This window comes from Janthinobacterium svalbardense (assembly GCF_002327145.1).
Lineage (GTDB): Bacteria > Pseudomonadota > Gammaproteobacteria > Burkholderiales > Burkholderiaceae_D > Janthinobacterium > Janthinobacterium tructae.
Map to the genome: position 1 here is coordinate 2,938,407 of NZ_CP023422.1, position 18,672 is coordinate 2,957,078.

Annotated in this window: 17 protein-coding genes; 4 read left to right on the forward strand and 13 right to left on the reverse strand. The window is 60.6% G+C overall.

What is annotated here, in order from left to right:
- Nucleotides 1–12: 12 nt before the first annotated feature.
- The 10 genes from CNX70_RS13220 to CNX70_RS13265 all read right to left on the reverse strand — a co-directional run bounded on the left by CNX70_RS13220 (nucleotide 13) and on the right by CNX70_RS13265 (nucleotide 12,251).
- A complete protein-coding gene (locus CNX70_RS13220; protein WP_157751002.1) occupies nucleotides 13–1,032 on the reverse strand; it encodes a fatty acid desaturase in 1,020 nt (339 codons plus the stop codon).
- Nucleotide 1,033: 1 nt separating this feature from the next.
- The gene (locus CNX70_RS13225; protein ID WP_157751003.1) at nucleotides 1,034–1,777 is read right to left on the reverse strand and encodes a class I SAM-dependent methyltransferase; all 744 of its coding nucleotides are present in this window, start codon (nucleotides 1,775–1,777) and stop codon (nucleotides 1,034–1,036) included.
- Nucleotides 1,778–1,794: 17 nt separating this feature from the next.
- Entirely contained in the window at nucleotides 1,795–2,916 is a 1,122-nt protein-coding gene (locus tag CNX70_RS13230; protein WP_096235056.1) for an FkbM family methyltransferase, read from the reverse strand.
- Between the two features lie 39 nt (nucleotides 2,917–2,955).
- Entirely contained in the window at nucleotides 2,956–3,198 is a 243-nt protein-coding gene (locus CNX70_RS13235; protein WP_096235057.1) for an acyl carrier protein, read from the reverse strand.
- Between the two features lie 21 nt (nucleotides 3,199–3,219).
- On the reverse strand, nucleotides 3,220–4,371 hold the full coding sequence (locus tag CNX70_RS13240; protein ID WP_096235058.1) for a Gfo/Idh/MocA family protein: 1,152 nt from the start codon (nucleotides 4,369–4,371) through the stop codon (nucleotides 3,220–3,222).
- 3 nt (nucleotides 4,372–4,374) lie between these two features.
- Complete coding sequence (locus tag CNX70_RS13245; protein WP_096235059.1) at nucleotides 4,375–5,928, reverse strand: class I adenylate-forming enzyme family protein; 1,554 nt, start codon at nucleotides 5,926–5,928, stop codon at nucleotides 4,375–4,377.
- Nucleotides 5,925–6,605 (reverse strand): acetyltransferase, encoded by a 681-nt coding sequence (locus tag CNX70_RS13250; RefSeq protein ID WP_096235060.1) that lies wholly within the window; start codon nucleotides 6,603–6,605, stop codon nucleotides 5,925–5,927. The genes CNX70_RS13245 and CNX70_RS13250 overlap by 4 nt, the downstream gene beginning before the upstream one ends.
- Nucleotides 6,602–7,744 (reverse strand): DegT/DnrJ/EryC1/StrS family aminotransferase, encoded by a 1,143-nt coding sequence (locus tag CNX70_RS13255; RefSeq protein WP_096235061.1) that lies wholly within the window; start codon nucleotides 7,742–7,744, stop codon nucleotides 6,602–6,604. Before CNX70_RS13255 ends, CNX70_RS13250 begins: the two co-directional genes overlap by 4 nt.
- Nucleotides 7,741–10,344, reverse strand: coding sequence for a tetratricopeptide repeat protein (locus CNX70_RS13260; RefSeq protein ID WP_167389656.1), 2,604 nt, complete (start codon nucleotides 10,342–10,344; stop codon nucleotides 7,741–7,743). The genes CNX70_RS13255 and CNX70_RS13260 overlap by 4 nt, the downstream gene beginning before the upstream one ends.
- Nucleotides 10,345–10,574: 230 nt before the next feature.
- Nucleotides 10,575–12,251, reverse strand: a complete 1,677-nt coding sequence (locus tag CNX70_RS13265) for an electron transfer flavoprotein-ubiquinone oxidoreductase (protein ID WP_208624536.1) — start codon at nucleotides 12,249–12,251, stop codon at nucleotides 10,575–10,577.
- A 251-nt stretch (nucleotides 12,252–12,502) separates the two neighbouring features.
- Here CNX70_RS13265 and CNX70_RS13270 point away from each other — a divergent pair, with 251 nt between their 5' ends.
- Nucleotides 12,503–13,279 (forward strand): SDR family oxidoreductase, encoded by a 777-nt coding sequence (locus CNX70_RS13270; protein WP_034752351.1) that lies wholly within the window; start codon nucleotides 12,503–12,505, stop codon nucleotides 13,277–13,279.
- Here CNX70_RS13270 and CNX70_RS13275 read toward each other — a convergent pair.
- Nucleotides 13,276–13,842 (reverse strand): LuxR C-terminal-related transcriptional regulator, encoded by a 567-nt coding sequence (locus tag CNX70_RS13275; RefSeq protein WP_096235064.1) that lies wholly within the window; start codon nucleotides 13,840–13,842, stop codon nucleotides 13,276–13,278. The genes CNX70_RS13270 and CNX70_RS13275 overlap by 4 nt on opposite strands.
- A gap of 147 nt (nucleotides 13,843–13,989) precedes the next feature.
- Between CNX70_RS13275 and CNX70_RS13280 the strand changes: the two genes are divergently transcribed.
- Both CNX70_RS13280 and CNX70_RS13285 read left to right on the forward strand, forming a co-directional pair.
- On the forward strand, nucleotides 13,990–14,691 hold the full coding sequence (locus CNX70_RS13280) for a CoA transferase subunit A (RefSeq protein WP_096235065.1): 702 nt from the start codon (nucleotides 13,990–13,992) through the stop codon (nucleotides 14,689–14,691).
- Between the two features lie 20 nt (nucleotides 14,692–14,711).
- Nucleotides 14,712–15,362, forward strand: coding sequence for a CoA transferase subunit B (locus CNX70_RS13285; RefSeq protein ID WP_071077802.1), 651 nt, complete (start codon nucleotides 14,712–14,714; stop codon nucleotides 15,360–15,362).
- Nucleotides 15,363–15,413: 51 nt separating this feature from the next.
- Here the strand turns inward: CNX70_RS13285 and CNX70_RS13290 are convergent, their stop codons facing one another.
- Together CNX70_RS13290 and CNX70_RS13295 are read right to left on the reverse strand one after the other, a co-directional pair.
- A complete protein-coding gene (locus CNX70_RS13290) occupies nucleotides 15,414–15,824 on the reverse strand; it encodes a DoxX family protein (RefSeq protein ID WP_096238437.1) in 411 nt (136 codons plus the stop codon).
- Between the two features lie 236 nt (nucleotides 15,825–16,060).
- Nucleotides 16,061–17,398, reverse strand: coding sequence for a dicarboxylate/amino acid:cation symporter (locus CNX70_RS13295; protein WP_244199141.1), 1,338 nt, complete (start codon nucleotides 17,396–17,398; stop codon nucleotides 16,061–16,063).
- A 338-nt stretch (nucleotides 17,399–17,736) separates the two neighbouring features.
- Between CNX70_RS13295 and CNX70_RS13300 the strand changes: the two genes are divergently transcribed.
- Nucleotides 17,737–18,618 carry an alpha/beta fold hydrolase gene (locus tag CNX70_RS13300; protein WP_096235067.1) on the forward strand — a complete coding sequence of 294 codons (882 nt, stop codon included), beginning with the start codon at nucleotides 17,737–17,739 and terminating at the stop codon, nucleotides 18,616–18,618.
- Nucleotides 18,619–18,672: the final 54 nt, after the last annotated feature.

The window sequence follows — 18,672 nt, forward strand, 5'->3', positions numbered from 1 at the left end:
GTAAGTCGGACGTTACTGAAGGGCGCTGTCAGCCTGGTTGCGCGGTGGCATGGCCGAGTCGCGCTCCTGTTGCCGCTTGATGGCGGCGATGTCGTGCAGCAGGGCGCGCATGCCGCGCGATGCCGGCGGCAGGTCGTGCTCGATCTGGCCGCGCAGCGCTTTCAGCTGGTAGAACGGTACCGCCGGGTACATATGATGTTCGATGTGGAAATTCATCTGCCAATACAAAAAAGCCAGGAAAGGGTGCAGCAGGACCGTGCGGCTGTTCAGGCGGAAATCGTCGACATCGGGCTGCATGCCGAAGTGCTGCGCCAGCGCCAGTGTCTTGTTGAGCCAGTCCGCGATAAAGGTGGCGAATGTGACGAGCAATAATAGCGGCCAGTGGCCACTGGCAACAAAGGCGGCGGCCATGGCAAGATGGCCGAACAGGATGATGCGGGCAAACCGGATGACGGCCCGGCGCGATGCCTGGTCCGGGAACAGCTGGGCACCCCACTGGCCGCGAATGATGCCCAGGCTGTTTTCCACCACGATCTTGATGGCCCGGTAGCAGGCCGGCAAGTCGAACGACAGCGCCCAGAACCATTCCCTGTAGCGCAGCGTCTGCGGCAAGCGGACTTCTCCGTCCTGGCCGCTGAGCACGGTTTTCTGGTGATGGCGCATATGGCTGGCCCGGAAATACACATAGTTATTCCAGGTCAGGAACGCGAACAAGGCCAGGAAGACATCGTTGTACACACGCGTCTTGAAGACAGTGCGGTGTACCAGTTCATGCCCTGCCCCAGCCCAGCCCAGGAAGGAAAAAAAGCTGCCATGAAGGAGGAGTGCTGCCAGGGCCAAGCCATGATGGCCGTTCAGGAAGGCACAGTACGCCAGCGTTCCGGTGCCGCAGAGCAGCAGCAGATGGCTTGCGACATGTAATGCCCCCTGCATGTCGCTGCGCCGCATCAAGGCCGACAGTTCGGTGCCTGTCAGCTTGCTGCGGTACCAATTGACCCGGGTTGGTGGCTTTGCACCGATTTTTTCTGTCATGTTATCGTGCGAGCAGGTGCTTGAAGTTGCCATTCAGTATAAAGGCCAGCATGGTATTTTCAATATGGATCACGGCACGGTCGCCACTGAAATCATCGACAAAGCGGGTCACGTCGCCATGGATCTTCGAGCGGTAGTCGTGCCACAGGATAACGGAGTCAGGCTTGGCCATGGCCAGTGCGTTGGCGGTATCGATCGCCACCGTCTCGTAGTCATGGCCGCCATCGATGAAGATGAAATCGAATTGACCGCTCAATTGCTGCGCTTGCGGATTGAGCTTGCGGCTGTCCAGGTGCAGACGGGTAATTGCGGACTGGACGTCGGCTGGCGCGCGGTCGATGTAGAACGCGCCTTTTTCCGCAAACTGGCGGCGCAGGAAATTGTCGTTTTCCGTGTCATTTTGCAGGATCAGGGCGGCCGTGTCGCCGCTGGCGGCGGTCAGGTCGATCTCGGCAGGCGGCAGGTCCAGCGTGGTGACATGGGCGCCGGGCGGCGCGTTGCTCGCCAGTAAAACCGAGGTGGCGCCCATGTAGGTGCCGAATTCAAAAAATGTCTGCGCCCCGGTCAGCTTCGCAAGGCTGACCAGGATCGAGCTTTCCAGCAGCGTCATGCCGCCGATGGCGCTGCTGGGGATGCTGACGCTGAACATGATGTTTGCGTCGGGAAAGGTCGTTTCAACCTTCTGGAAAAGAACCTTGGGGCGTATCGCGCTGACCTGGGGGGCGCTGGTGGTGGTCGTAGGCATGATGGGTCCTGTCATTGTTAAGCTGCTGATTCCGCCGGGGATTGAGCGGTATTGCGACGTGGCACGAAGTACATGATCGTTTCCGACCAGCCTTGCGTGTAATGGCGCAAATACAGGTCGTAGTCCTGGCGGATGCTGGCTATATAGTCGGGAATGCGATGGAAATCGGCGGCGTTATGGTAGACGGAAATGGCCAGCTTGGGATGCTCGTCGCGGATATGGCGCTGCGAGCCGGCCAGGGCCTGCATTTCCCAGCCCTCCAGATCCATCTTGATGAAACTGACGGCCTGCGTGACGGCCAGGTCGAGGGTGGTTACCTCTATACTGCTCGAACCGGCCGCACTGACTGCGCTGGCCGAACCTGCATCGGGATTGAACCACAAGGTACCGGCCTGGTCGGAAATGCCTTGTTCGATAAAGTTGATACCGTGCCGCTGCGCCAGGCGCGTTTTTGCGTCCTGCATGTTCTTCGCTGACGGTTCGAACAGGAACACGGCCCGGTAGTCGGGATAGCGTTCGCAGAACAGCTCGGTCGTATCGCCGTCGAATCCGCCGGCGTCGACAAACACTTCGCCCGACAAGCACAGGAAGTCCTCGAAATACTGCTCCGAGAATCGCACCTCGTAGCTTGCCATGTGGCGGGGGTCGGCAGTGAGCCGGTATTGCACCACATGGTCGAAGACCGCCCTTGACTCCTCATCGGCAAATTGGGCGCGCAAGTGATCCCAGCGGGGGCGGTTGGCGGCGACATCGGCACGCATTTGCGCGACGAAGGCGGGTACCGGCACCAGGTCGGGGCGCGCTGCCAGCAGGTCAGCATAGCTGAGCCTAGCCTTCACTGGCTGCTGCGCCAGCTTGCGGGCGGCCGCAACCGGTGCAATCGACATGGCGCAATTGACGACCATGGCATCGGGCGGGAGTTGCTGCATGGCGATGACCGGCTTGCCATGCCATTGCGTGCCACTGGCGCCGTCGTCGACGATGCCGTCAATCGGGGTGTCCAGCGTCGACAGCAGCGCCAGTGCATGTTCATTGCGTCCCAGCAGGAAGCGCGGCGCGCTCACCGAGGCCGATAGAAACGCCTGCGCCTGTTCGTCCGCGACGGCGTGCCGCGTGATCGGTATTGCTTTAGCTGACATGGTTAGTCTCCGTGCATGGGATGCGCGATGCGCATCTCTTCAGGCGGTTTTGTTGTCGATCAGGGCAAGCAAGCCCCGTACCGAGCGGAATTGGTCCGACTCGATATCATCGTCGTCCAGGGTGATATCGAAGCGCGCTTCCAGTTCCAGGATAAATTTGATGATGGCCATCGAGTCGATGATGCCGGCGGCAAGGAAGTCGTCGTCGTCAGTGAAATCCGCAGGCAACGGTGATTTCCTGGCCAGCAGGGTGAGGATGAATGCACGGATATCGTCTTGCATGGTGTTGCTTTCTTGGTGGGTTCAGGCCTGGATGGTTTCCCAGCGGCGGCTTTGCGAGGATGCGACCATGGCTTCGAGGAAATGCATGCCTTCCAGTGCCAGTTCCGCACTGTAGACGGCGCCGCCCTGCCATGGTAGGCCTTGTTGAAATTGTCTTATTCCAACGGCTATATCGCCGTACAAATTGGCGAAGGCTTCGATGAACCCCGCCGGGTGGCCGGCCTTGAAGCGGTTGTAGCGCAGGGCGTTGGTGACTTCGACCTGGCCTGCCCGGTCGATGATCTCGCGCCGTCCGTCAACATGCGACAGGGTCAGTTCCTCAGGCTGTGCCTGATACCACTCGGCAGCGGCCAAGTCGCCATAGATACGGATGCGCAAGCCGTTGCGATGGCCAAGCGCCGACTTGCTGAACCAGAACTGGCCTTGAATGTTGCCGCTGTACTGGCACAGGCAGCCCGCGTTGTCGACCACCCCGGCAAACCAACCATAGTGATTCTGGTCCGATACCAGTTCCAGCGGCTTTTCGCCTGTCAGGTAGGCTACCATCTGGTGCAGGTGGACGCCGAGATCCAGATGCAAGGTCGGGATGGCGCCATCGGCCAGTCGCCACGCCTGCGGTGTCGGCTTGTTGCCCCTGGCGTCGACGCGGACAAAGCCTTCCTGCGGCATTTCGGCCTGGAAGTGCAGGATCTTGCCCAGTTTTCCATCGCGGATCTTGCGCTCGAGTTCGCGCAACATCGGATAGCCCGCATAGTTATACGTCACTGCCAGGAAGGCCTGGTGTTCGTCGCGTACGGCGATGATCTGGCGCGCCTGCTCACTGCTGACGGCAAGCGATTTTTCGCAGATGACGGCGATGCCGGCACGCATGCAGGCCAGTACGCTGTCGACATGTGACGGAGTCGGGGTCAGGATCACGACAGCATCGATGTTGCCCTGTTCGCTGGCCAGCAACGCTTGCCAGGTGTCGTAGATGCGTTCCGGATGGACGCCGTACACCTGTCCGCTTTCCTGGTTGGACTCGGCATGACGGCTGAAGCAGCCAGCCACCAGCGTCCACAGCCCATCCATGGCGCTCGACACAAAATGAGAATAGCCAACGGCGGAACTGCGCGAGCCGCCGATAAACGCCAGCCGCAGCGGTGCAGGGGGCGCGGTGTGTGTATTTTCCATGTTCTATTCCCGCTCCGGGGAGCTTGCGTATGCCTGGACAAGCTGAAATTTCATCAGCTTGCCCATGCTGTTTTTCGGTAGCTGCTCAACAACAAAAAAGCGCCGCGGTTGCTGGAAGTCCGCCAGCGCATGGGCGCAGTGAAAGCGCAGCTGGCGCAGGTCGAAGCTGGCGGGATCCCTGGCGACCAGGGCCACGGCCACCACTTCGCCCAGCCTGGCGTCGGGAAAGGCAAAGGCGGCGCTTTCCGTGACGGAACCGTGCGAGCCGATCGCTGCCTCGATGTCCGCAGGATAAATATTGATGCCGCCGCTAATGATGACGTCTTTTTTTCGTCCCAGAAAATACAGATAGCCGTCTTCGTCCAGCTTGCCGATATCGCCGGTACGGAAATATTCGCCACACATCGCCGCGCGGGTCAATTCGGGCAGTTGAAAGTAGCCGCCAAACAACATGGTGGTCTTGCAGACGATTTCGCCGGCCTGGCCAGACGGCAATTCCACATCGTTTTCGCCCAGGATGCGCAGTTCGACCCCGGGCGCAGGGCGGCCCACCGATTGCAGTTTGGTGCGCGCCGCATTGCCATCGAGATTGGTGGCGATGGCGATTTCCGAGGTGCCATAGCATTCATGGAAATCGCAGGCAAAGCGCGCCAGCAGATCGACTTTCACGGCGTTTTCCAGCAGCGCCGAGGATGACACCAGGCAGCGCAGGCTGCTCACGTCGTGTTCTTCCTGCGCCATGTGGGCGGCAATCTGCTTGAGTTGCGAGGACACCGCAATCGTGAAACTGACCTGTTGCGCCTGCACGCAGCGCAACCAGGCCTGGGCCGAGAAATGGGCCATCAGCACGGCGCTGCCGCCGGTCAGCAGCGGCAGCAGTACCAGCCGCTCGGCCAGGGAATGGTACAGCGGCGTGGCGGCCAGGGTGCGATCCTGCGCCGTGATGCCATACAGCTGGACCGCCGCGCGTACGCGGTTGAGTTTGGTGCGCTGGGTCAGCACGATGGGCTTGGGGCTGCCGGTCGAGCCGGAGGTCATGGTCAGGATCAGGGCGTCATCGGCCTGGCCCGCATGCAAGGGCCGGGCATCGACCGGCGCCGCCTGCAGCAGCTGCTCCAGCGTGCTGGCGCCGGCGCCAGCGGCATCGATGCTGAGCCAGCAGCCAGGCACGGCGGCGCTGCCCGGCTGCGCGCGCAGCACCGCCAGTTGGGTCGAGGTCGACACCAGGTGTTGCGCCTTCGCCGCCTGCAACGCGTGCAGGGCGACCGCCGGCGGCAAGGCCGGACTGAGCGGTACCAGCCCGGCGCCCAAGTCGGCGGCCACCAGTATCAGGGCAACAAATTCCACATTGTTGGGCAAGATGACGCCGATCTGGTCGCCGCGTCGCACGCCGTTGGCCGCCAGCGCGTTCGACCAGCGCGCCACCAGTTGCGCCAGCGCCGCGTAACTGATTTCCCGGCCTTCGCAGGCAATCGCGATTTTTTCCGGCGTGGCCGCGGCGTGGGCAAAGAAAATACCGCTGATGCTCTCCGGCGCTGACTGTCGAGGCTGCATCATTCCTGTCTCGCCATGCCGGAAAATTTAAGGAAGGAACTGCTTTTCAGGCGGAACAACTGGCCTGCTTCGGACAGGTAGACCTGGTCGTCGAGGGTGTCCCGGTTGATCAAGGTATTGGCGGCAATGAAATTGCGCGCACCCAGCCGCAAGCCGTGCGCGGTCGAGGAGTTGACGCCGAAAAAGCAGGCGTCACCAATGTTGCAGCCACCTGCGATAGCGATGCCGGCGTTGATCCAGTTGTAGGCGCCGATCACGCAATCGTGGCCGAGATTGACGTTGCTCGAAATAAAAGTGCCACGTCCGATGCGGCAGCCGGGATGGATAGCCACATGGTCCAGGATGATGCAGCCCTCCTCGATCAGCACGTCGTCGTGACGCAGCACGGAGGCGTGCACGAAACTGGCAAGGCGGTAGCCTTTTTCCTCGGCTTCGCGGTGCTTGCGCGCCCGTAAGGCGTTCATTTCCAGGAATCCCACCGCGATCAGCATGTCGTGCTCATCGGGCGGCAGCTGCAGCGCAACCTGGCTGAACGGCAGCAATGGCAATCCCAGGAAACTGGTCGTGGCGTCGTCGATACAGGCGTCGTCGACGGTGAAGGCGACGATGTCCATGCTGTGGCGTGCGTAGGAATATAACAGTCTGGCGATGGCGCCATTGCCGTAAATAATGGTTTTCATGATGGCTTGAGAATGGAACTGGCCAGGCGGATGACATCGACCACGCGATCTTGCTGCTCCGCCTGCAGCTCGGGATAGATCGGCAGGCAGATGACCTGGTTGGACATGTCACCGGCCAGCGGCAAATTCGCGCGGGCCGCCGAGGGCATGTTGCGGTACATCGGAAAATCGCTGATCAGGGGGTAAAAGTAACGGCGTGCGATGATGCCGGCCTGGCGCAAGGCGTCGAACAGCGCATCGCGCGACAGCGCGTAGCCTGGCTGCACCAGGATCGGGAAGTACGAGTGGTTGGCGCTCGTCTCGGGCGCATCGGGTGGGCAATAGATGCCGGCGATCCCTGCCAGCTGTTCGCGATAGCGGTGCGCAACCTTGGTGCGCTCGCGCAGCGCGGCGTCGATGTTTTTCAATTGCAGCAGCCCGAACGCGGCGCTGACTTCGTTCATCTTGCCGTTGATGCCGGCCGCGACCACCGTCACTTCATCGATAAAGCCGAAGTTTTTCAGGTGGTCGATATGGCGCTTCATCTTGGCGTCGCTGCAGACGATGGCGCCACCTTCGAAGGTGTTGAATACTTTGGTTGCGTGAAAACTCAATACCGACAGGTCGCCATGTGTGAGCAGGCTGTTGCCCTGGTAGTTGACGCCGAATGCATGGGCCGCGTCATAGATGACTTTCAAGCCGTAATTGGAGGCAATTTCATCGATCGCGGCGACGTCGCATGGCCTGCCATAGCAGTGCACGGGCATGATGGCGGTGGTCTGCGGCGTGATCGCCGCCTCGATTTTCCTGGGGTCGATATTGAAGGTACCCGGTTCAATATCGACAAAGACGGGCTTGATGCCATTCCATAGCAGGGAATGCGCAGTGGCGACGAAAGAGTAGGGCGAGGTGATCACTTCGCCCGTGATCCGTAGCGACTGCAAGGCGGTCATCAGCGCCAAGGTACCGTTGGAAAACAGCGAAATGTATTTCACACCCAGATAATCGGCTAGCGCCTGCTCCAGCTGGCGATGGAAAGGCCCGCCGTTGGTGAGAATCTTGTTATTCCAGATCTGCTCCAGGTAAGGAATGAATTCCTCCAGGGGCGGCAGCGTGGGCTGTGTGATGTAGACAGGCGTATTTTTTTCTTCTTGCGTCATGGTTGCGCTTCCTTTTGCGGTTCCCCTACAATACCGCTACTTGTCGCTTCAAAACTAGCCGGCATCTCTCCCGCACACCAGCGTTGCCACATATGACGCAGGGCCACTTCCAGGCCCTGGGCAATCTCGTCCGGCCGCCCGCTGGCCGCGTTGCGCATTCGTTCGCGCATTTCCTTGCGCATGCCGGCAAGCCGGCCGGGATCGCTGGCGTGCGCCACTCCTTTGGCGAGGAAATCTTCTTCTCCGTAGGCGATGAAATCCTGTAATCCCGCATGGGACAGGATGGCGGCACTGACGTAGCCTGGCAAGGTGGAACCCACCATGGTCAGGGTAGGCACGCCCATCCACAAGGCGTGAAAGCCGGTGGTGCCGCTGGTGTACGGGTAGGTGTCGAGGCAGAGGTCGACCTGACTGTGCAATGCCAGGTAGTCGTGCATATTGGTGTAGCCATGAAACGTCAGCCGCCCGGCGTCGATGCCCTCGCGGGCAAACCACGAACGCAGCTTGTCGCTGGCCTGCTTGTTGGGCATCGCTGCGAGCAGCATTTTTGCCTCTGGCACCATGCGCAACAATGCGGACCAGCGGGCGATGACTTCGCGGCTCAATTTGCCCGCCCGGTTGAAACTGCCAAAAGTGATGTAGCCATTTTCGATCGCCGCTGCCGGGCTGATCGCAGGCGCTTCGGGAGATGGCAGAAAAGGCGCGGTAGCGGGCAAGCGCAGCAGCTTCTCGGTGAACTGGTCGTCAAGTTCACCGGGAGGTGAAAAATAGCGATCCGTCAGAAGATAATCCATCGCCTGCAAGCCCGTCGTCCCTGGGTAACCGATCCAGGTAAGCTGCAACGGTGCCGGCTTGCGCGCAAAAGTGGGCAGGCGATTGAAGCCGGTATGGCCCGACAGGTCGATCAGGATGTCGATCGCGTCGCTGGTGATGACCTGGGCCAGCTCCGGGTGGGTCAGCTTTTCGACCTGGCGCCAGATGCTGGCCAGGCCGTGCAGGTGCCGGCTGACATGGTCATCGTGGAAGCTATTGGCGTAAATCACAAGCTCCAGGCGCGGCGACAGCGCCAGGTGTTCCAGAATAGGGGTGATGAAATGCGCGACCGCATGGTTGTACAGATCGGCTGACACGAAGCCGATACGCAGGCGCCGCTCCGGGTCGCGCGTGTTGCCATGCTGCGGCCAGGAGGCGCGCAACGGCGCCTCGAAATGCTCGGCATAGCGCACATGCTCCGCAAACAGGGCTGCGGCATCGATATCCTGACTATGCGTCAGGTAGAACAGCAGGTTGCTGTGCAATTCATCCCAGTCCGGGTTGATCTTCAGTGCTTTGCGGCAATGCATGATGGCTTGGTCGATGCGGCCCAGGCGGGTCAATGCGGCACTGATATTGACATACGCCCGACGGTGATGCGGATCGAGTTTGACCACGGTTTCAAAACTGTTGACGGCTTCGCTCAGGCGGCCCATCTCCATCAGGCAAGTGCCCAGGTTGACATGCGCGGCGGTCGATTTTGGCCCCAGTTTCACGGCGCGCCGGCAGCTTTCCAGCGCGGCTTCGCGCTGTCCCATATCGTTCAGGGCGGCGGCGATATTGCTGTGGGTGACAGGATTGTCCGGTGCCAGCAGGGCCACTTGCCGGAAGGACGCCAGCGCCGCCTCCAGTTGGCCGTCTTCCTGCAAGGCCATACCGAGGTTGTTGAGGGCGTCGATATTATTGGGTTCCAACAGTAGCACCGCCTGGTAGATGGCGATGGCCGGCTCCTTGCGCCGGGTTTCACGCAACAGGTCGGCGTAATGCAGCATGGGTGCGGCGAGCGAGGCGTCGAGTGCGATCGATTGCCGGTACGCGCTCTCGGCGTCGGCCGTTGCGCCGAGCGCATGCAAGCTGCGCCCCAAGCCATGGTAGTGTGCCGCGTTTGCCGTCGGCAGCGCGGTGGCGCTGCGATAGCTGGCCGCCGCCTGCGCATTGCGATCCAGCCGGAACAGCACATTACCCATGCCGCCATGCGCCATGGCGTTTTCAGGATCCATTTCCAGCGCTGCCGCATAGCTTTGCAGTGCCGCATCGGGCCGGTTCAGGGCGACGTGCACGTCACCCAGCTTGCGATGAATGTCGGCTGCGCCCGGTTCCAGTGTCAGCGCCTGGCGATAGCTCGACTGCGCCGACTGAAATTGTTGCTGTGCCACCAATACATCGCCCTTGCCACGATGCGCCATGGCCAGCGCGGGATCGATGTCCAACGCGCCGCCATAGCATTCCCCGGCTTCCTTCGGGTGACCTTGCGCTTGCAGCACGTCGCCCAGGCGGCTGAGCGCTTCGGCAAAGGTTGGCGCCAGTTCCAGGGCGCGCATGAAATATGGCATGGCCAGGTCGGGATGGCCGCCATCCATATGGGCATTGCCCAGGTGCAGATGGGCTTCGGCGTCGTCGGGTGCCAGTTCCACCGTCTTCTGCAGGGCCGGCAAGGCGTCCTTGCCCTGCAGCCGCAAGGCCATGCCCAGCACGCTCCAGGCCAGCGCCGACATGGGGTAGGCGTCCACCATGGCGCGTGTCGCCTCCTCCATCTGGACTTGCTCACCGCTTTCATACAGGCGCACGATGTGATCGATTTCCTGTTGACTCGGCTGTTGAACGTCGCTCGGCGGCGATGTTGCGGGATCGGTAGCGTGCATGAGAGGAGGGGAGAGTGTATGCCACCTTCAATTGTAACGGTTGGCAGTGCTTTATAGAAACATCTTCTTCAGAAAGTTCAGTTTCAAAAAAAATGGCATGGACATCTTGCGACATCCACGCCATTCTGCATACCAGCTTGCCAGGAATCAGCAGTTTACATATTCGGATAATTCGGTCCGCCGCCGCCTTCCGGCGTCACCCACACGATGTTCTGCGTCGGGTCCTTGATGTCGCAGGTCTTGCAGTGCACGCAGTTTTGCGCATTGATCTGCAGGCGTTCAGCGCCGTCGTCGTTCTTCACGAACTCGTACACGCCAGCGGGACAGTAACGCGCTTCCGGACCCGCATACATGGCCAGGTTGACATCGACGGGCACGCTGGCGTTCTTCAACGTCAGGTGGATCGGCTGGTCTTCCGCGTGGTTGGTGTTCGAGATGAAGACGGACGACATCTTGTCGAAAGTCAGCTTGCCATCGGGTTTCGGATACACGATCTTTTTCGACTGGGCTGCCGGCTTCAGACATTCGTGGTCGCCATGCGTGTGATGCAGCGTCCATGGCGCCTTGCCACGGAAGAGGAGCTGGTCGACGGCCGTCATCACGCTGCCCAGGTACAGGCCTTTCGACAGCCACGGCTTGACGTTGCGCGCCACGTGCAGCTCTTCATGCAGCCAGGATTGTTCAAACGCGACAGGGTAGCTGGACAGTTCGTCGTGCTGGCGCTGTTCGCCCAGCGCGCCGAAGGCCGCGTCCGCTGCCAGCATGCCGCTCTTGATGGCCGCGTGGCTGCCCTTGATGCGGCTCATGTTCAAAAAGCCCGCATCGCAGCCGATCAGCGCGCCGCCGGCAAACACCAGTTTCGGCAACGATTGCAGGCCGCCGGCCGTGATCGCGCGCGCGCCGTACGAGATGCGCTTGCCGCCTTCGAAGAACTTGCGGATTTCCGGATGCGTTTTATAGCGCTGGAATTCCTCGTAGGGCGACAGGTACGGGTTTTCGTAGTTCAGGCCGACCACATAACCGACCATGACTTGGTTGTTTTCCAGGTGGTACAGGAAGGAGCCGCCATAGGTCTTCGCGTCCAGCGGCCAGCCCGTCGAGTGGATCACCAGGCCCGGCTGGTGCAGGGCGGGGTCGATTTCCCACAATTCCTTGATGCCGATGCCGTACGATTGCGGGTCCTTGCCGGCGTTGAGGTCGTATTTGGCCATCAATTGCTTGCCCAGGTGGCCGCGCGCGCCTTCGGCGAACAGGGTGTACTTGGCGTGCAATTCCATGCCCAGCTGGAAGTCGGGACCCGGTTCGCCGTCGCGCTTGACGCCCATATTGCCGGTCGCCACGCCTTTCACGGAGCCGTCGTCGTTGTAGAGGATTTCCGCGGCAGGGAAACCGGGGAAGATTTCCACGCCCAGGTTTTCCGCCTGCTGGCCCATCCAGCGCACCACATTGCCCAGCGAGACGATGTAGTTGCCGTGGTTTTCAAAGCAGGCCGGCACGGCGAAGTTCGGCGTTTTATACGCTTTGGTTTCCGTCAAGAACAGGATGCGGTCTTCCGTCACTGCCGTGTTCAGGGGCGCGCCCAGTTCTTTCCAGTTCGGAATCAGTTCGCTCAACGCTTTCGGGTCCATGATGGCGCCGGACAGGATATGCGCGCCCAGTTCGCCGCCTTTTTCCAGCACGCAGACGGACACTTCCTGGCTTTTTTCAGCGGCCAGCTGCTTCAGGCGGATGGCCGCCGCCAAGCCTGCGGGGCCACCGCCGACGATCACCACGTCATACTCCATGGTCTCGCGCGGTCCGTACTGTTCAACTAAGTTATTAGGCTGTGTCATGGTCTCAATTATGTGTTCACGAGTGGGTGGGTGAGGAATCTTCGAATACATTTAAGCACGAGTGTGCTTGTTTTTGGCGAGGATTGCAACTTTGGCGCCATTTTGCGTGACATTGCCCCTCGCCGCAATCTAAATCCAGCCATTTTGTGTAATGATGGCGTTTACCTTTGCTCAAGTGTGACGCAGGGTATTTTGCCCCTGTGCCAGTGGCACGGTGTAAAGTGTTATCTAAAACAAAACAGGAGTAGCTCGTGGGCATAGAAGTCAATTTCGAGGGCAAGATTGCCCTGATTACCGGCGCATCGAGCGGCCTCGGCGCGCGCTTTGCGAAAGTACTGGCCCAGGCGGGCGCGCAGGTCGTGCTAGCGTCGCGCCGCACCGAACGCCTGAAGGAATTGCGCGCCGAAATCGAAGCCGATGGCGGCGCCGCGCACGTGGTGTCGCTCGACGTGACCGATTTCGCCAGCATCAAGTCGGCCATCGCGCATGCGGAAACGGAAGCGGGCCCCATCGATATCCTCGTCAACAATTCCGGTGTCTCCACCACGCAACGCCTGGTCGACGTCACGCCCGAAGATTACTCGTTCGTGATGGATACCAATCTGCGCGGCTCGTTCTTCGTGGCCCAGCAGACGGCCAAGCGCATGATCGCGCGCGCCAAGGGCGACCCGAAGAAACAGCACCGCATCATCAATATCGCCTCGATGGCGGGCTTGCAGGTGCTGCCGCAGATCGGCGTGTATTGCATGAGCAAGGCGGGCATGGTGCACATGACGCGCGCCATGGCCGTGGAGTGGGGCAAGTATGGCATCAACACCAACGCCATCTGCCCCGGCTACATCTCCACCGAGATCAATGAAGATTACTTTGCCACAGAGCAGGGCAAGAAGCTGATCGAGATGCTGCCGAACAAGCGCCCGGGCAAGCCGGAAGACCTGGACGGCCTGCTGCTGTTGCTGGCGGGCGAGGATTCGCATTTTATCAACGGCGCGATCATTTCCGCAGACGGTGGAATGAGTACCTTCTAACCCTGCAGCTGCAGCCCCACCAGCTTGTGCACCAGCTCGGATGAGGTCGCGGCGGCGAATTTGCGCATCAGCTTGGCGCGGTGCATTTCCACCGTGCGGGGGCTGAGGTCGATCTGGCGGGCGATGACCTTGCTGGTCTTGCCTTCCACCAGCAGGGCGGCGATTTCGCGCTCGCGCGGGGTCAACTGGGCCGTCACGGGGCGTTTCTCGCTGACATCCTCGAACGTCCAGATGCCCGCTCCCAGTGGCTGGCCCGGCAGCATGGCGTGGCCCGTCACATGGCACCAGAACAATTCACCATTACTGCGGCGCATGATGCGCTCGTCCGAATAGCGGCCCTTGGCGTTCATGATGGGGATGATGCGGTCACCTGTGCGCAGGAATTCGTCGTGCGTGGGGTAGAGTACTTCGAACGACTGATCGTCCATCTGGGCGCGCGCATAGCCGAACATGGATGCCAGCGCCTCGTTGCAGCTGCGCATGATGCGGTTTTCCGACATGCACATGCCCACGGGCGCGTGCAGGAAGATGCTTTCATAATCGATGGCTGACGCGGCGTTCATCTGATACGTATCACTCTCACAGGGGGATTGCTGGCACGGCGCCGGTAGTTCTACGGTATTGTACTTTCCACTCGCGTATTTTATGCTGAGTCGCTGCCTGAGTCATGGACTCAAGACCAAAGCTTAACAAAAGATAGAGGGACACTCATGAATAAAGTTTATCCTGACGCCGCCTCGGCGCTGGCCGGTATCGTCCAAGATGGCCAGACCATCGCCGTTGGCGGCTTCGGCCTGTGCGGCATTCCCGAAGCCCTGATCGCTGCCTTGCGCGATTCGGGCGTGACGGGCCTGACGGCCATTTCCAACAACGCCGGCGTGGACGGCTTCGGCCTGGGCCAGCTGCTGACCACGCGGCAGATCAAGAAAATGATCGCCTCCTATGTGGGCGAAAACAAGGAGTTCGCGCGCCAGTACCTGGCCGGCGAACTGGAACTGGAATTCACGCCGCAAGGTACCCTGGCCGAGAAACTGCGCGCCGGCGGCGCCGGTATTCCCGCCTTCTTCACCAAGACGGGCGTGGGCACCATCGTTGCCGACGGCAAGGAACTGCGCGAGTTCGACGGCGAACAATACGTGATGGAACGCAGCCTGGTGGCCGATGTGTCGCTGGTAAAAGCCTACATGGCCGACCGCGCCGGCAATTTGGTTTACCGCAAGACGGCGCGCAATTTCAATCCGAACGTGGCCATGGCCGGCAAGATCACCATCGTCGAAGTGGAAAAACTGGTCGAAGTGGGCGAGATCGACCCGGACCAGGTGCATACGCCAAGCATTTTCGTGCACCGCATCGTGGTCAACGCGAACCCGGAAAAACGCATCGAGCAGCGCACCGTGCGCACTGACGCATAAAAAAGAATACGGAGATTATTATGGCTTGGACACGTGACGAAATGGCCGCGCGCGCGGCAAAGGAATTGCAGGATGGCTTTTATGTGAACCTGGGCATCGGCTTGCCGACCCTGGTGGCGAACTATGTGCCGGACAATATGGAAGTGTTTTTGCAGTCGGAAAATGGCTTGCTGGGCATCGGCCCGTTCCCCACCGACGCGGAAGTCGATGCCGACCTGATCAACGCCGGCAAGCAGACGGTGACGGCCTTGCCCGGCGCTGCTTACTTCAGCTCGGCTGACTCGTTCGGCATGATTCGTGGCGGCAAGATCAACCTGGCCATCCTGGGCGCCATGCAAGTGTCGGAAAAGGGTGACCTGGCGAACTGGATGATTCCAGGCAAGATGGTCAAGGGCATGGGCGGCGCCATGGACCTGGTCGCCGGCGTCAAGCGCGTCGTCGTGCTGATGGAGCACGTGGCCACGGCCAAGGATGGCACGACGTCGCATAAATTGCTGAAACAGTGCGACCTGCCACTGACGGGCGTGGGCGTGGTGGACGTCATCATCAGCGACCTGGGCGTGATCGACGTGACGGAAAATGGCTTGAAGCTGGTGGAACTGGCGCCGGGCGTCACCAAGGAGCAGGTGCAGGCGGCCACGGGCGCTGAGCTGGACGTTTCGGCCGTATAAATGGCTTGTTGTATGGAATGAAAGGGCGGACAGCGATGTCCGCCCTTTTTTTTACGCGCTGGCCTTGCCGCGCAAGCCGTCCAGGCTGTAGGCGCCGGCGCCCGCAGCGGCGAAGTACAGGAAGGTGAAGCAGTACATCACGGCCATTTCGCCGCCGTTCAGGATAGGCAGGAAGCCGTTTGGCGCATGCGCCATGAAGTAGGCGGCCGCCATCTGGCCCGACAGGATGAAGGCGACGGGGCGTGTGAACAGGCCCACCAGCAGCAAGCTGCCGCCGACCAGTTCGATGACGCCAGCCGCACCCATCACGGACAACAGTTGCAAGCCATCGAACATGGCCACGTGCGGCGCGCCGAACAGCTTGGCGGTGCCGTGTTGCAGGAAGAGGAAGCCGAGGATGATGCGCAGCAGGCCCAGCAAGCGTGGAGACCAGGTGGCGTAGAGGGCGGGCGAGAGGGACATGACGTACTCCATTCAAAAAGGTGGATGGTTCGGTGTCAGGCTTGCATTAACGCAATGTCATTATGCGCGAGCCTGGCGGCGAACAGGTGACAGCACTGTAATGCTTTTTTATTCATTGATCATCATGATAAATATTGATGCATGATTTACTATTGGTTGATGATGCGATCAAACTTGCGCGCAACGAAAAAAGCCCCGTGGATCGCTCCGCGGGGCTTTTCCAGTGAATGAGGCGCTTACTTGACGATATTCACGGCCGGTGCGACGTAGGCGTCGTCGGTCGGGTGGGTGGGATGGGCCAGCTCGCTGTGCAGCTTGTCCATGTCCAGTTCTTTTTCCCATTTCGACACGACGATGGTGGCTACGCCGTTGCCGATGAAGTTGGTCAGCGCGCGGCATTCGCTCATGAAGCGGTCGATGCCCAGGATCAGCGCCATGCCGGCCACGGGAATCGTCGGCACCACGGCCAGGGTGGCGGCCAGGGTGATGAAGCCGGCGCCCGTGATGCCGGACGCACCTTTCGAGGTCAGCATCGCCACGCCCAGGATGGTCAGTTCCTGCCAGATGGTCAGTTCCGTGTTGGTCGCTTGTGCCACGAACAGGGCCGCCATGGTCATGTAGATATTGGTGCCGTCCAGGTTGAACGAGTAGCCGGTAGGCACGACCAGGCCGACCACCGGTTTCGAGCAGCCCAGGCGCTCGAGTTTTTTCATCAGGGCCGGCAGGGCCGATTCCGACGAGCTCGTGCCCAGCACGATCAGCAGTTCTTCCTTGATGTACAGCAAGAAGCGGCCGATGGAGAAGCCCGTGTACTTGGCGATGGCGCCCAGCACGACGAAGATGAACAGGAAGCAGGTCAGGTAGAACGAACCCATCAGTTTAGCCAGCGGGATCAGCGATGCCAGGCCGTATTTGCCGATGGTGAAGGCCATCGCACCGAACGCGCCGACGGGAGCGACTTTCATGATGATGTTGACCATGCCGAAGATGGCATGCGACAGCTCGTCGATCAGCTTGGTGACCGGACGGCCGCGCTCGCCCAGCAGGGACAGCGAGAAGCCGAACAGGATGGCGATCAGCAGCACTTGCAGGATGTCGCCCTTGGCGAAGGCGTCGACGAAGGTCTTCGGGATGATGTTCATCAGGAAGTCCACCGTCGTCAAGCCTTCGGCGTGCGTGTATTGCGCGATCGACTTGGCATCCAGGTGGGCCGGATCGGCGTTGAAGCCGGCGCCCGGTTTGAGGATATTGGCAACCAGCAAGCCGATGGCCAGCGCGAAGGTGGAGACCACTTCGAAGTACAGCAGCGCTTTGCCGCCTACACGGCCGATCTTCTTGACGTCCTGCATGCCGGCGATGCCGGAGACCACGGTACAGAAGATCACCGGGGCGATGATCATCTTGATCAGTTTGATAAAGCCGTCGCCCAGCGGTTTCATGTCGACGGCGTTCGATGGGTAGAACACCCCCAGCAGCACGCCTGCCACGATGGCGAACAGCACCTGTACATACAGGATTTTATAGAATGGTTTTTTCACGAGTGGTCTCCTCTTGCGGGTTGATGCTGCGATCATCCGCCCATTGCCGGGCCGCCTCAATTGTGGATAACCGCAGATATGCAGTTTCGCTATATCGGGTATTGCGCCATGACTGGCGTGTTGCGGCGCAGCATTTCAGGTGTGCGCTTGGAGCATTGCCCGCGCTGCGCTACACTGCCGTAGCGTCGCGCGCGAGGCAGCCGGCAAATCGCCGGTTTCTTTGTTTTTTACTACCAAATAACGACGCCGGACAAAACCGTAGCGAGCGGAAGGGAGTTGTGGCCGAGAAGCGCAACCGTACTGAAGTACGGTGAGCATCGCAGGCCGCAACCACCGACGCGCAGTAGGTTTTCTCCGGTGTTATAAGGAATGGCATGATCGAAGCGAGCATCAAATCCGTCCAGTGCATCTCCCCCGCAGGCTTGCATACCATGTCGTACAAGGAGTGGGGTGCGCCCGACAATCCGAACGTGCTTGTCTGCGCCCATGGCGTGACGCGCGTGGCGGACGACTTCGACAACCTGGCGCGCGCCATGGCCAGCGATTACCGCGTCATCTGCCCCGATGTGGTGGGACGCGGGCGTTCGGGCTGGCTGGCCAATCCCCAGTTTTACCGCGTACCGCAATATGTGAGCGACATGGTGACCCTGCTGGCGCGCGTGCTGGCCAACGGCGAGCGCCAGACGGTGGACTGGTTCGGCACCTCGATGGGCGGCTTGATCGGCCTGGGCCTGGCATCGTTGCCGGACAGCCCGATCAGCAAACTGGTGCTGAACGATATCGGCCCGACCCTGGCGCCGGAAGCCTTGCAGCGCATCGGCGACTACATCGGCCAGGACTTGCGTTTCGAAACCTTCGAGCAGGGCGCCAGGTTTGTGCGTGACGTGTCCGCCAGCTTCGGCCCGCACACGGACGCGGAATGGCATAAACTGGCGGTGGATGTGTTGCGCCAGGATAAGGATGGCCATTGGCGCCGCCACTATGATATGGGACTGGCCATGCCGTTCCGTTCGGCCACGCCGGAATCGGCGGCCAGCGACGAAGCCATGCTGTGGGCCGCGTATGATGCCGTGCGCTGCCCCACCTTGCTGGTGCGCGGGTCGGAATCCGATTTGCTGTCGCATGAAACTGCCACGCTCATGCTGGGCCGCGGCCCGAAGGCGCAGTTGGTGGAAATCGCCGGCGTGGGCCATGCGCCCACCTTCGTGCACGACGATCAGATCGCCATCGCGCGCACGTTTTTGCTGGGCAAGTAACCAGGCAACAAGCAACACCGCTGTACAGATTTTGAAACAACCGAAAGAAGAAGC